This is a genomic window from Streptococcus sp. HMSC071D03 (assembly GCF_001812125.1).
In the GTDB taxonomy this organism is placed as follows: Bacteria; Bacillota; Bacilli; order Lactobacillales; family Streptococcaceae; genus Streptococcus; species Streptococcus pseudopneumoniae_N.
Window position 1 is genome coordinate 25,605 of record NZ_KV807779.1, and the last position, 13,841, is coordinate 39,445.

Below are 13,841 nucleotides of genomic sequence, written 5' to 3' on the forward strand. Positions count from 1 at the left end.
ATAAAAAAATTATGAGGAGGTTACTTTTATGAAAAAGAAACCAATCTATCTTTGGGTATTGCTTATTTTATCAGCCTTACTCTCAGCAATGTCACTATTTGGAATCATATCTCCAGTACCTACTGCGGAGGGTATGAGCAATCTAGAAACATCAGCATCAGGTGTTAATGCTACTTATGCTAAGGAGCTCGTTGATTACACTATTAAGGTATCGGAGCATGGTCATACTGTCTTCAGCATTCTCTTGGTTGTCTTATCTGTTATTCTAGTTGTTGTAGCTTTGGTTTTCCTTATTCGTAAAAACATCCAATTGGCTAACTACACTTATCTTGCTTATGTCTTCGTTGCCATCGTTGGTTCTATCTACAACTTTATCGGCGTTCAGGATGCGGTTTCACTTTTTACAGATCCTAACATCCGTATGGGAGTGGAGCTTGGTGCCAAAGGTTCTGCTATTTTTGGGATTGTACTCAATATTATCTTCCTAGCAATCGTCTTCTATAAAATGTGGCGTCAGCAAAAAGAATTAACAGAAGCTCAAGAAGAGGAAGAAATTGCCTAAGAGTTGACAAAGGATAACTATCAAGATACAATCTTGGTAGTTATTTTTTATGATTCAAAAAGGAGGATAAAATGAAAAAAATTTCCTTAGTCTATATCAGTCTGAGCGGAAATACGGAGAGTTTCGTTACACGTCTGAAGGCCTACCTGTTAGAACAGTATGAGAACATTGATGTAGAAAAAATTCATATTAAAGACCTAGTCAAGGAGGGGGAGAATTTCTTTGAAATGACCAATCCATATGTGGCTTTCCTACCGACTTATCTAGAAGGTGGCAATGGTGTTGATAATGGTGATGTGGAGATTTTGACCACTCCAGTAGGGGACTTTATCGCTTATGGTGACAATGCCAGCAAGTGTTTTGGTGTTGTAGGATCCGGTAATCGTAACTTTAACAACCAATACTGTTTGACGGCTAAACAATACAGCCAACGCTTTGGTTTCCCCGTTCTAGCTGACTTTGAGATGCGTGGAATGCTGGGAGATATTAAAAAGGTTGCAGGGATTATTGCAGCCTTGTATGAGTTAGATAGTTAAGAAGTGTGAGAGTCAATATGCAAAATATGGGAGAGATTTTTAAAGAGTTACGAAAGAGTCGGAATATATCCTTACAAGAGGCGACGGGAGGAGAGTTTACTTATTCCATGTTGAGCAAATTTGAACGAGGGGAGGCTGATTTATCATCTGTAAAATTAATTACTGCTTTAGATCATATTCATTCTGATTTGAATGAATTTATGTATTTGGTACGTGGTTTTGCTCAGAAAAAGAATTTGACTTTTACAGAAAATCTTTGGAACACATATGAAAAAGAAGGTCTTGCTTCTCTTCAAGCATTGTACGAAAGGACATCTAAAAAGTATGCCTCAAGTGCTGAAAAAAGCTATCTTTTACAAATGATTCGTATCAAAAGTGTTCTGGCATTTTTTGATTTAGAAGCAACGGCAACTGATGAAGAGTTGGACTTTCTTTATGACTATTTTTTTACTATTGATATTTGGGGAAATTACGAATTAGAACTATTTTCAACCATTTCTACCTTGTTTCCTCTTCCGCTCTATTTTAAATATGCTAGGGAGATGCTACAAAAAACAGATTTATTAGGTTCTTTACCGGATAATAAAGTTAGTATTGATACGATTTTAATTAATGGACTATTTAAAGCAGTAGAGGAAAAAGATAAGTTAAAGGCAGATTATTTCATCTTTCAGATTGAAAAGCGAGATTTACCAGAGCAAGAAGCCTATCTTAAAATTATTTATATGATTGCCAAAGGTTATTACGATACTATTTTTACATTATCGGATAAAGGGGGTGTAAGAATTAAGAGAGGTATTGAGATTTTGAAGGATTTAGAATACGTAGATGGTGCGACATACTATGAAAACTACTTTTTAAATCAATTTTCATGCAAGGAGTTGTAATATATTCTTATGGTGTTAGCTGGCAAAAAATAAATTCGATTCTTAATGTTGCATATTTAATAGTTTCTAGAAGATATTTTATCTACTTTGAAGAAAAATATATTACAAAAAAGTGGGGACTCCCGATTTTTTTATTATACTGGCTTCAATAGAAAATTCTTTGAAATATAGGAGAAATCTGTTATGAAGCTATTTTTAAAACATCATCTATTTAGAATACTCACTTTATCAAGATTTTTAAGTTCAAGTGGAGCATACATTTATAATTTGGTGTTTGTAGTCTATGCTGCTAGTTTGCCATTTAAAAGTCTAGCTGTGTTTGTGGCAAACATGATTACGATTTTGCCATTCTTATTTACTTTTTATGTGGGAATTAAGGCTGATCAGACTCAAAATAAAGCAAGGATGATTATTTGGGTTGGATGCTTGCAAAGTATTTTATTTCTCTTGATTGCGATAGTAATTCGTGATTCTAATTTTTTTACTTTTGCCTTTATTTGTTTAATGAATATATGTTCAGATGTCTTATCAGATTATACAGCGGGATTACGTATGCCGATTATTCAGTATAATATTTCAGAAGATAAACTCTATGAAGCCTACTCCTTTACTCAATTTGTATCTTATTTATCAAATCTAGGAGGTCAAGCTCTGGGGGTATGGATACTCACTACAAGTCAACAAAATTTTTCTTTAGTTGCAATTGTGAACTCAGGTTTCTTTCTGTTATCTTCTCTGATTTTGTTAAAAAATAGAAAAGAACTGACACATTTGTCTATAACTGTGGAGACTCAACCAATTAATTTAGTCCAACAAATGAAAACAATCTATGCAGATATGGACTATGTGTTTAGAAAAAATGAAAGTAAATCCTTATTCAAAATTGTACTTGTTATTCTAATTATGAACACTTTAGGAGGTGCTATTGGAGGTATTTATCATTTTTACTTATTAGACCATGATATCTATCATCTCAGTTATGCCCAAGCTCTTTTTTTGATTGAAGGTGTCAGCTTAGGGGGAGCTATTATTGGAAGTTTAACTCCTAATGATTATTTTGGGAAATTATCTTTTTCAAATTTGTTATCCCTTAATGCTCTCCTATTTGTATTACTTGCTATTGCCAATATTTTAGATTTTCCTCCTCTGGTCGGTATTATTTGCTTAGCCTTTGTTATGTATTTTATGTCGAAATCGATGCCTAAATTAGATACTCTGTTACTGTCTAATTTGAGTTCAGACGTATTAGCTAGAAGTAATAACTTCTTGAGTATGATTTTTTCCTTAACATTACCTTTTGGAATGTCTCTATTTTCCTTTTTAGCTTTACAAGATATCAGGATTTGCTGGTGGGTATTTATAGCTGGTAGTGTGATAGGTCTGATTTTGTCATTGGAGACCAATCGAAATGAGTAAACTACAGAGATCATTTTTAAAGTATATAAAACGCAAACCAAGCTTCAAGGATATTATGCTATGCAGTGCCTTGCTACTCTTAGCAATCACTCTGATGCAGTTATCCGCGAAATTTCTTGATGAAAGTTTGTCAGCTTACGGAACCATGGCATCATTAGGAATTGTTATACTGGTGGGAATCGTAGTTCTCCGGAAAAAATAGAAAAGGACTCGAGAAATGTCATCTCGAGTCTTTTTGTTAGTTGCGAATTTCGTCAACGATTTCTTTTGAAATGGGGATCCCTAAACGGTAGCCTTTATTCACGTAATCAATGACATCGTTGATATTTTCTATCGTTTGGATTTTTTCTTTGATAGTTGCACGAAAATTTTGATCTTTCAATAGTTGGTCCTGAAGCAGTCTTTGAAGTTTCTCTTTTTCATATTTGTTGACAAGAAAGAGAAAAAGAAGACTAATAACAACTAAGATATAAGCGTATTGGCTCATAAAAATTCTCCCTAAGTGATAAAGAAATGAATAGCAAGAGAAAAGCGAAGAGTCTCCGCTTTTCAAGTCATTCTAGTGAAGTAGTTAGCTAGTCCGCATAAAATCGGCTAGCGTATAACAATTAGGAACTTTAGTTCCAGTAACTTTAAGATTGCGACGTCTTTCGGTAGAAATCGATCATATTTCTATCGAAAGATTAGTGAAGCGTTTAGGCAATTCTCCATATAGCGATTGCCGTCAAGAGACTAGGAACTTTAGTTCCAGTCTCTTGTAACGATTTACATCTTCTCTGGCGCCTCCACACCCAGCAGCCGAAGTGCTTCTTTGAGGACAACTGCAGTTGCATAGCTGAGAGCTAGACGGCTGTCGCGTTCTGGGCTTTCATCCAAGATACGCGTATGTGCATAGTATTTGTTAAAGGCTTGAGCCAGGCTAATTGCAAATTTAGCAATGATAGAAGGTTCAAAGTTATCCGCCGCACGGTTGATAATACGTGGGAAGTCTTGGATGAGTTTGATGATTTCCCAGCTTTCAGCATCATTCAAGCTATAGTTTCCAGCTGTTTCTGGTTTGAAATCTGCTTTGCGTAAGATAGATTGGATACGAGCGTAGGCGTATTGAACATAAGGTCCAGTTTCACCCTCGAAGGATACCATAGCTTCTAAATCGAAATCATACCCATTTGTACGGTCAGTCTTGAGGTCATAGAATTTAATGGCTCCAACCCCAACAGCATGCGCTACCTGGTCTTTGTTTTCTAGTTCAGGATTTTTAGCCTCGATTTGGGCCTTGGCACGACTAACAGCCTCTGCAACAGTAGGCTCTAGCAAGATGACATTCCCTTTACGAGTAGAGAGTTTCTTCCCTTCTTTTGTTACCAATCCAAAAGGAACATGGACAATATCTTGACTCCAATCGTAACCCATTTCTTGCAAGACAGCCTTAAGTTGTTTAAAGTGAGCAGATTGTTCTTGACCAACGACATAGATAGATTTAGCAAATTGATATTCGTTTTTACGGTAGAGGGCAGCGGCCAAGTCACGTGTGATGTAAAGAGTTGCACCGTCAGATTTCTTGATAAGAGCTGGGTGTTCAATTCCATATTTTTCAAGGTTGACAACTTGGGCACCTTCTGATTCAACAAGAAGTCCTTTTTCAGAAAGGATGTCTACAACTGCATCCATCTTGTCATTGTAGAAGGCTTCCCCGTTGTAGCTATCAAATTCAACCTTCAATTCATTGTAAAGGCGGTTAAATTCCACCAAACTTTCATCACGGAACCATTGCCAAAGTGCGAGAGCTTCCTCGTCTCCATTTTCAAGTTTACGGAACCATTCGCGTGCCTCTTCATCCAAGCTAGGGTCATTTTCAGCTTCAGCATTGATGCGAACGTAGAGTTTAAGAAGTTCATCAATCGGATGAGCTTTTACAGCTTCTTCGTCGCCCCATTTTTTGTAGGCAACAATCAGCATTCCAAACTGTTTACCCCAGTCTCCCAAATGGTTGACCTTGACCGTTTGATAACCGATTTTTTGGAAAATATGTGACAAGCTATCTCCGATAACAGTTGAGCGCAGGTGACCAATAGAGAATGGTTTAGCAATATTGGGACTAGACATGTCGATAACAACATTTTCTTGTTTACCAATATTTTGGTCAGCATAGTGTTCTTTTTCAGTGATAACAGCTTGTAATACCTGAGCAGAAATGGCATTTTTATCAAGGAAGAAGTTAACATAAGGTCCAGTAGCGACGACTTTTTCAAAGGCTTGGCTATTGATTTTTTCAGCGATATCTGCTGCAATCATTTGTGGAGCTTTTCTCTCAACTTTTGCTAGAGTAAAGGCAGGGAAGGCGATGTCTCCCATATCAGAGTTTTTGGGTTGTTCTAGTAAATTTAAAATAGCCTCTTGATCCAGGCTGTCAATGACGCTAGCCAATTCGCTAGCGATCAATTGTTTTGTATTCATTATAAACTCCTTTGGACTTTTCTTCTATTTTATCACAATTTTGAGGAATGATAAGAATTTTTTTTGAAATATTCAGTTTTTTTGGTATAATGTTCTTATTAAATAGTTGTAAAATGTTATAAATATTCACTCGAGAGGATGTTATGAGAAAAAGAGAACGTCATCAGTTGATCAAGCAGATGATCACTGAGGAAAAATTAGGGACTCAAAAAGAGATCCAGGATCGGTTGGAAGCACGCAATGTTTTTGTGACGCAAACGACCTTGTCGCGTGACCTTCGTGAACTGGGCTTGACCAAGGTTAAGAAAAATGATAAGGTCTACTACGTACTAGCAAATGAGACAGAGAAGATTGACCTGGTTGAGTTCTTGTCCCATCATTTGGAAGGTGTAGCAAGAGCAGAGTTTACCTTAGTTTTACACACTAAATTGGGTGAAGCCGCAGTTTTAGCCAATGTTGTCGATGCCAACAAGGATGAATGGATTTTAGGAACAGTTGCGGGTGCCAATACTCTCTTGGTAATCTGCCGAGATCAGCATGTTGCTAAACTCATGGAAGATCGTTTGTTAGATTTGATGAAGGATAGATAAGGAGGTTGGGACAAAAGTCCTAGCCTCTCAATTGTCTTTGGATTGTCGAGCAAGACGCAGTGGTTGAGTGGGCTCTACTACGCTGATTTCATCAGCTTTTACAGCCCTACTCAACTGTGCGGAGGTGGGACGACGAAATCGAATTCTAACGAATTACCGATTTCTGTCCCACTCTCTATTTTTAACAAGGAGAGAATGGATGATGACAGAAAAATTATCACCTGGCATGCAACAGTATGTGGATATCAAAAAACAATATCCAGATGCTTTTTTGCTCTTTCGTATGGGTGATTTTTATGAGTTGTTTTACGAAGATGCAGTCAATGCTGCCCAGATACTAGAAATTTCACTAACCAGTCGCAATAAGAATGCTGACAATCCTATTCCCATGGCTGGTGTGCCTTATCACTCTGCCCAACAGTATATTGATGTCCTAGTGGAGCGTGGCTACAAAGTTGCCATTGCTGAGCAGATGGAGGATCCTAAGCAGGCTGTTGGCGTTGTAAAACGCGAGGTTGTGCAGGTGATTACCCCTGGTACAGTCGTCGATAGTAGTAAACCAGATAGTCAAAACAACTTTTTGGTGGCTATCGACCGTGACGGTCAGCAATTTGGTTTGGCATACATGGACTTAGTGACGGGTGATTTCTATGTGACAGGTTTATTGGATTTTACCCTAGTCTGTGGTGAAATCCGAAATCTTAAGGCAAGAGAAGTTGTCATCGGCTATACCTTAACTGAAGAGGAAGAACAGATTCTCAGCCGTCAAATGAATTTGGTGCTTTCTTATGAGCAAGAATTATTTGAAGACATACATCTGCTGGATCCCCGCTTGGCGCCAATTGAACAAGCTGCCAGTAGTAAGCTTCTTCAGTATGTTCATCGGACTCAGATGAGAGAGTTGAATCACTTAAAACCTGTTATTCGTTATGAAATTAAGGATTTCTTGCAGATGGATTATGCAACCAAGGCTAGTCTAGATCTAGTAGAAAATGCTCGTTCTGGCAAGAAACAAGGGAGTCTTTTCTGGTTGCTAGATGAAACTAAGACTGCCATGGGAATGCGTCTTTTGCGCTCTTGGATCCACCGTCCCTTGATTGACAAGGATCGTATCCTTGAACGTCAGGAGGTTGTACAGGTCTTTCTGGATTATTTCTTTGAACGTAGTGATTTGACAGAAAGCCTAAAGGGAGTCTACGATATTGAGCGCCTGGCTAGTCGTGTTTCTTTTGGGAAAAGCAATCCTAAAGACCTCTTACAATTAGCGACTACTCTGAGAAGTGTTCCACGAATTCGAGCAATTTTAGAAGGAATGGAGCAACCAGCTCTTGCCTATCTGATTGAACAATTAGATGCTATTCCTGAGTTGGAAAGTCTTATTAGCGCAGCCATTGCTCCTGAGGCTCCTCACGTGATTACCGAAGGTGGTATTATTCGGACTGGCTTTGATGAGACCTTGGATAAGTATCGTCGTGTGCTGAGAGAGGGAACCAGCTGGATTGCTGAGATTGAGGCCAAGGAAAGAGAAAACTCTGGCATCAGTACGCTCAAGATTGACTACAATAAAAAAGATGGTTACTATTTCCATGTGACCAACTCGCAGCTCGGTAATGTTCCAGCCCACTTTTTCCGTAAGGCTACGCTAAAAAACTCTGAACGTTTTGGGACAGAGGAGTTGGCTCGTATCGAGGGAGAAATGTTAGAGGCGCGTGAAAAATCAGCAAACCTAGAGTATGAAATTTTTATGCGGATCCGTGAGGAGGTTGGCAAGTATATCCAACGCCTGCAAGCCCTAGCCCAAGGAATCGCCACTGTCGATGTCTTGCAAGGCTTGGCAGTAGTTGCAGAAAATCAACACCTGATTCGTCCAGAGTTTGGGCAAGAGTCGCGGATTGATATCCAGAATGGTCGTCACGCTGTCGTTGAGAAGGTCATGGGAGCTCAGACCTATATTCCCAATAGTATCCAGATGGATGAAGATACTAGCATTCAACTAATTACAGGACCGAACATGAGCGGGAAGTCAACCTATATGCGCCAATTAGCTATGACAGCGGTTATGGCTCAGATGGGTTCTTATGTCCCTGCAGAAAGTGCTCGACTGCCAATTTTTGATGCGATTTTTACACGTATCGGAGCAGCAGATGACTTGGTTTCAGGCCAATCTACCTTTATGGTAGAGATGATGGAAGCTAATAATGCCATTAGTCATGCGACAAAGGATTCATTGATTCTTTTTGATGAGCTTGGTCGAGGAACCGCAACTTATGATGGTATGGCTCTAGCCCAGTCTATTATCGAGTATATCCATGAGCATATTGGTGCCAAGACTCTCTTTGCGACCCACTACCATGAATTGACTAGCTTAGAATCTAGTCTGGAACATCTGGTTAATGTCCACGTGGCTACGCTGGAGCAAAATGGTCAGGTTACCTTCCTTCACAAGATCGAAGCAGGACCAGCAGACAAATCATACGGTATTCACGTAGCTAAGATTGCAGGGTTACCGACAGATTTGCTAGTAAGGGCAGATGCAATATTAACGCAATTAGAGAACCAAGGTCAGGAAAGTCCTGCTCCAATGAAACAAACACATGCAGTCTCTGAACAAATTTCCCTATTTGACTCGGCGGAAGAAAATCCTATCCTAGCAGAATTGGCTAAAGTAGATGTGTACAATATGACACCGATGCAGGCCATGAATCTCTTGTTAGAATGGAAGCAAAAATTATAAGCAAAAACCCACTCAGTCCTATGAGTGGGTTTCTGTTGCATTATTTCTTCTGAGCCAATAATTGGTTGATGTGGGCAACCTTCTTTGATTCTCTTTTATAGAGAATCGCCCAGATGATGAGATAGACGATGGCAAACTCTGGGATGAGTTGAAGGATGGAAGTCCAGCGAAGTGGAAACCAACCTGCCAGAATTGCTAGAGGAACAAAACCTAATAGCATGAGGAAGAAGTGAGTGACAGTAGCACGAAGAAGGCTCCAGTCTTTGGCAAAGAGACGGCTACCAAAACTAAAGAGGACTCCGATAGCTGCCCAGATGATAGAACAGTAGAGCAAAACTAGAGCGCCATGTACCTGTTGTTGGATCATGAATTGGCCAATCAAAGAGTTGGGGCTAAGTGGTGCATAGTTGCTTGGTGAATAGATAAAAGAAAAGATAATAGATAGGATGAGACCGATGAGGATACCGGTTGTGGCATCGTGAAATACTTGTTTTTTCATAGTTCTAATTTCTCCTTAATGGTTTTGAGGTAACGGCGAGATGAGTAGGTGAAACTGTCATTTTTTAGATAGATTTCAATCAAGCCGTTAGAGGTTAGTTTTAGATGACTAATAGCATCGATGTTGACAATTTCCGATTGGGAAATTTGGATAAAGGAAGCAGGCAAAATGTCAACTGCTTGGTAGAGACGGATATCAAGAGTATATGTCTGCTGATCAGTCTCGGCTAAGACCTTTCGATTTTCAATGTAGATTCGTTGAATCTTACTAATCTGAATCAGGTAAACCTGATCTTGAAACTTCCCTTTGATGGTTTCTTTTTGATCCAGGGATTGGACAAAGTCTTGGACTTTTTGAATATTTTTAGACAAGCTTGGGGCTTCTAAGATGATTTGCTCCTCAGTGTATTGGGCATCAATATCAAGTCTGACTTTCATATTTTCTCCTTTGTAAAAGTTGTAATAGAGATCTCTTGCTTACAAATCTATTAAACACCATTTTTTAGACAATTACAAGAGGCTTTGTCTATGTGGTCAATTGGAGAACCTATCTGGTAGGCGAGCGTTTTCAACTAAATTTAAGAGCAAAGAAGTCAAAAAACAAGTAGAAATATATTGACAAAAATAGAAAAAACGTGGTACAATAATAGACGGTACTTTTTACTTTTGGTCTCTCAAGAGTGTACAGGGACGTGCTGACAAATGTTGCAAAAGTACACACAGATGATAGCTGTCACCAAGTGTATCATCACCAAAAATAAAAAAACACAGGAGAATGTAGATGCCTACAATTAACCAATTGGTTCGCAAACCGCGTAAATCAAAAGTAGAAAAATCTAAATCACCAGCTTTGAACGTTGGTTACAACAGTCATAAAAAAGTTCAAACAAACGTTTCTTCACCACAAAAACGTGGTGTTGCAACTCGTGTTGGAACAATGACACCTAAAAAACCTAACTCTGCCCTTCGTAAATTTGCTCGTGTACGTTTGAGCAACCTTATCGAAGTTACTGCCTACATCCCAGGTATCGGACACAACTTGCAAGAGCACAGCGTGGTGCTTCTTCGCGGTGGACGTGTAAAAGACCTTCCAGGGGTACGTTACCATATCGTCCGTGGTGCACTTGATACTGCAGGTGTTAACGATCGTAAACAAGGCCGTTCTAAATACGGTACTAAACGTCCGAAAAAAGCATAAGGAAAGGGGATAAAGAGAAATGAGTCGTAAAAATAGAGCTCCAAAACGTGACGTATTGCCAGATCCGCTTTACAATTCACAATTAGTTACTCGTCTTATCAACCGCGTTATGCTTGACGGTAAACGTGGTACAGCTGCTTCAATCGTTTACGGTGCTTTTGAACAAATCAAAGAAGTTACTGGTAACGATGCACTTGAAGTATTTGAAACAGCTATGGAAAACATCATGCCTGTACTTGAAGTACGTGCACGTCGTGTTGGTGGTTCTAACTACCAAGTCCCAGTTGAAGTTCGTCCAGAACGTCGTACAACACTTGGACTTCGTTGGTTGGTAACAATCGCTCGCCTTCGTGGTGAACACACAATGCAAGACCGTCTTGCAAAAGAAATCTTGGACGCTGCTAACAACACTGGTGCAGCTGTTAAGAAACGTGAAGACACTCACCGTATGGCTGAAGCTAACCGTGCATTCGCACACTTCCGTTGGTAAGATTAAGATACTAAGGGCGTTAAAAAAGCGACTGAAAATTAGGAAGCTTGACGAAGAATCGAAGATTCTAGGAGAGCTTATCTATTTTCCAAGCTTTTAGCCCGGGTTCAAATTAGCTAAATCGATTAGTATTAGCTATAACTCAACTTACCAGCTCGTAAGTTGAAACCAACAATAGCATGAAAACATTGAGAACGGGTAGGTCCTGCCTATCCGTTTTTATTAAAATCATGTTATAATAGAATAGAAATCAAAAATAAATAGGAGAAACAAACCTCATGGCACGCGAATTTTCACTTGAAAAAACTCGTAATATCGGTATCATGGCTCACGTCGATGCTGGTAAAACAACAACTACTGAGCGTATTCTTTACTACACTGGTAAAATCCACAAAATCGGTGAAACTCACGAAGGTGCGTCACAAATGGACTGGATGGAGCAAGAGCAAGAGCGTGGTATCACTATCACATCTGCTGCAACAACAGCTCAATGGAACAACCACCGCGTAAACATCATCGACACACCAGGACACGTGGACTTCACAATCGAAGTACAACGTTCTCTTCGTGTATTGGATGGTGCGGTTACCGTTCTTGACTCGCAATCAGGTGTTGAGCCTCAAACTGAAACAGTTTGGCGTCAAGCAACTGAGTACGGAGTTCCACGTATTGTATTTGCTAACAAAATGGACAAAATCGGTGCGGACTTCCTTTACTCTGTAAGCACACTTCACGATCGTCTTCAAGCAAATGCACACCCAATCCAATTGCCAATCGGTTCTGAAGATGACTTCCGTGGTATCATTGACTTGATCAAGATGAAAGCTGAAATCTATACTAACGACCTTGGTACAGATATCCTTGAAGAAGACATCCCAGCTGAATACCTTGACCAAGCTCAAGAATACCGTGAAAAATTGATCGAAGCAGTTGCTGAAACTGACGAAGAATTGATGATGAAATACCTCGAAGGTGAAGAAATCACCAACGAAGAATTGAAAGCTGGTATCCGTAAAGCGACTATCAATGTTGAATTCTTCCCAGTATTGTGTGGTTCTGCCTTCAAGAACAAAGGTGTTCAATTGATGCTTGATGCAGTTATTGACTACCTTCCAAGCCCACTTGATATCCCAGCTATCAAAGGTATTAACCCAGATACAGACGCTGAAGAAACTCGTCCAGCATCTGACGAAGAGCCATTTGCAGCTCTTGCCTTCAAGATCATGACTGATCCATTCGTAGGTCGTTTGACATTCTTCCGTGTTTACTCAGGTGTGCTTCAATCAGGTTCATACGTATTGAACACTTCTAAAGGTAAACGTGAACGTATCGGACGTATCCTTCAAATGCACGCTAACAGCCGTCAAGAAATCGACACTGTTTACTCAGGTGATATCGCTGCTGCCGTTGGTTTGAAAGATACTACTACTGGTGACTCATTGACAGATGAAAAAGCTAAAATCATCCTTGAGTCAATCAACGTTCCAGAACCAGTTATCCAATTGATGGTTGAGCCAAAATCTAAAGCTGACCAAGATAAGATGGGTATCGCCCTTCAAAAATTGGCTGAAGAAGATCCAACATTCCGCGTTGAAACAAACGTTGAAACTGGTGAAACAGTTATCTCAGGTATGGGTGAGCTTCACCTTGACGTCCTTGTTGACCGTATGCGTCGTGAGTTCAAAGTTGAAGCGAACGTAGGTGCTCCTCAAGTATCTTACCGTGAAACATTCCGCGCTTCTACTCAAGCACGTGGATTCTTCAAACGTCAGTCTGGTGGTAAAGGTCAATTCGGTGATGTATGGATTGAATTTACTCCAAACGAAGAAGGTAAAGGCTTCGAATTTGAAAACGCAATCGTCGGTGGTGTGGTTCCTCGTGAATTTATCCCAGCGGTTGAAAAAGGTTTGGTAGAATCTATGGCTAACGGTGTTCTTGCAGGTTACCCAATGGTTGACGTTAAAGCTAAGCTTTACGATGGTTCATACCATGATGTCGACTCATCTGAAACTGCCTTCAAGATCGCGGCTTCACTTGCCCTTAAAGAAGCTGCTAAATCAGCACAACCAGCTATCCTTGAGCCAATGATGCTTGTAACTATCACTGTTCCAGAAGAAAACCTTGGTGATGTTATGGGTCACGTAACTGCTCGTCGTGGACGTGTGGATGGTATGGAAGCACACGGTAACAGCCAAATCGTTCGTGCTTACGTTCCACTTGCTGAAATGTTCGGTTACGCAACTGTTCTTCGTTCTGCATCTCAAGGACGTGGTACATTCATGATGGTATTCGACCACTACGAAGATGTACCTAAGTCAGTACAAGAAGAAATCATTAAGAAAAACAAAGGTGAAGAATAATTCACCGTCACTTTAAAAGAAGTCACTTTGTGGCTTCTTTTTCTGTTTGGTAGAAATAGGAAAAAGTGCCTCAAATATGGTAAAATAGAAGGAGTATATTGTGAGGAAAATGG

Annotated in this window: 13 protein-coding genes; 9 read left to right on the top strand and 4 right to left on the bottom strand. The window is 39.7% G+C overall.

Translation table 11 applies throughout. The features are described 5' to 3' along the window. Nucleotides 1–28: 28 nt before the first annotated feature. The 4 genes from HMPREF2837_RS07200 to HMPREF2837_RS07215 all read left to right on the top strand — a co-directional run bounded on the left by HMPREF2837_RS07200 (nt 29) and on the right by HMPREF2837_RS07215 (nt 3,401). Nucleotides 29–562 carry an ABC transporter permease gene (locus HMPREF2837_RS07200; protein ID WP_075230771.1) on the top strand — a complete coding sequence of 178 codons (534 nt, stop codon included), beginning with the start codon at nt 29–31 and terminating at the stop codon, nt 560–562. A 71-nt stretch (nt 563–633) separates the two neighbouring features. Continuing rightward, a complete protein-coding gene (gene nrdI, locus HMPREF2837_RS07205; protein ID WP_075230772.1) occupies nt 634–1,098 on the top strand; it encodes a class Ib ribonucleoside-diphosphate reductase assembly flavoprotein NrdI in 465 nt (154 codons plus the stop codon). A gap of 17 nt (nt 1,099–1,115) precedes the next feature. Then, a complete protein-coding gene (locus HMPREF2837_RS07210) occupies nt 1,116–1,985 on the top strand; it encodes a helix-turn-helix domain-containing protein (RefSeq protein WP_075230773.1) in 870 nt (289 codons plus the stop codon). A 183-nt stretch (nt 1,986–2,168) separates the two neighbouring features. Beyond that, entirely contained in the window at nt 2,169–3,401 is a 1,233-nt protein-coding gene (locus tag HMPREF2837_RS07215; RefSeq protein ID WP_075230774.1) for an MFS transporter, read from the top strand. Nucleotides 3,402–3,639: 238 nt separating this feature from the next. On the opposite strand, the gene HMPREF2837_RS07225 is transcribed toward HMPREF2837_RS07215, so the two are convergent. Beyond that, nucleotides 3,640–3,888 (bottom strand): MarR family transcriptional regulator, encoded by a 249-nt coding sequence (locus HMPREF2837_RS07225; RefSeq protein ID WP_075230776.1) that lies wholly within the window; start codon nt 3,886–3,888, stop codon nt 3,640–3,642. Between the two features lie 278 nt (nt 3,889–4,166). Then, nucleotides 4,167–5,858, bottom strand: a complete 1,692-nt coding sequence (gene argS / locus HMPREF2837_RS07230; RefSeq protein ID WP_075230777.1) for an arginine--tRNA ligase — start codon at nt 5,856–5,858, stop codon at nt 4,167–4,169. 143 nt (nt 5,859–6,001) lie between these two features. Between argS and argR the strand changes: the two genes are divergently transcribed. Then, nucleotides 6,002–6,448 carry an arginine repressor gene (argR, locus tag HMPREF2837_RS07235; protein ID WP_001231485.1) on the top strand — a complete coding sequence of 149 codons (447 nt, stop codon included), beginning with the start codon at nt 6,002–6,004 and terminating at the stop codon, nt 6,446–6,448. A gap of 199 nt (nt 6,449–6,647) precedes the next feature. Then, nucleotides 6,648–9,182, top strand: coding sequence for a DNA mismatch repair protein MutS (gene mutS, locus HMPREF2837_RS07240; protein WP_075230778.1), 2,535 nt, complete (start codon nt 6,648–6,650; stop codon nt 9,180–9,182). A gap of 40 nt (nt 9,183–9,222) precedes the next feature. Here mutS and HMPREF2837_RS07245 read toward each other — a convergent pair whose 3' ends face one another. Continuing rightward, nucleotides 9,223–9,681 carry a DUF3021 domain-containing protein gene (locus HMPREF2837_RS07245; RefSeq protein ID WP_075230779.1) on the bottom strand — a complete coding sequence of 153 codons (459 nt, stop codon included), beginning with the start codon at nt 9,679–9,681 and terminating at the stop codon, nt 9,223–9,225. Beyond that, nucleotides 9,678–10,118 carry a LytTR family DNA-binding domain-containing protein gene (locus HMPREF2837_RS07250; RefSeq protein WP_075230780.1) on the bottom strand — a complete coding sequence of 147 codons (441 nt, stop codon included), beginning with the start codon at nt 10,116–10,118 and terminating at the stop codon, nt 9,678–9,680. The genes HMPREF2837_RS07245 and HMPREF2837_RS07250 overlap by 4 nt, the downstream gene beginning before the upstream one ends. A gap of 343 nt (nt 10,119–10,461) precedes the next feature. Here HMPREF2837_RS07250 and rpsL point away from each other — a divergent pair, with 343 nt between their 5' ends. The 3 genes from rpsL (at nt 10,462) to fusA (ending at nt 13,728) form a co-directional block, all read left to right on the top strand. Further along, complete coding sequence (gene rpsL / locus HMPREF2837_RS07255; protein ID WP_001142333.1) at nt 10,462–10,878, top strand: 30S ribosomal protein S12; 417 nt, start codon at nt 10,462–10,464, stop codon at nt 10,876–10,878. Nucleotides 10,879–10,897: 19 nt separating this feature from the next. Beyond that, nucleotides 10,898–11,368, top strand: a complete 471-nt coding sequence (rpsG, locus tag HMPREF2837_RS07260; protein WP_000087876.1) for a 30S ribosomal protein S7 — start codon at nt 10,898–10,900, stop codon at nt 11,366–11,368. A gap of 278 nt (nt 11,369–11,646) precedes the next feature. Further along, the gene (gene fusA, locus HMPREF2837_RS07265; RefSeq protein ID WP_075230781.1) at nt 11,647–13,728 is read left to right on the top strand and encodes an elongation factor G; all 2,082 of its coding nucleotides are present in this window, start codon (nt 11,647–11,649) and stop codon (nt 13,726–13,728) included. Nucleotides 13,729–13,841 lie beyond the last annotated feature (113 nt).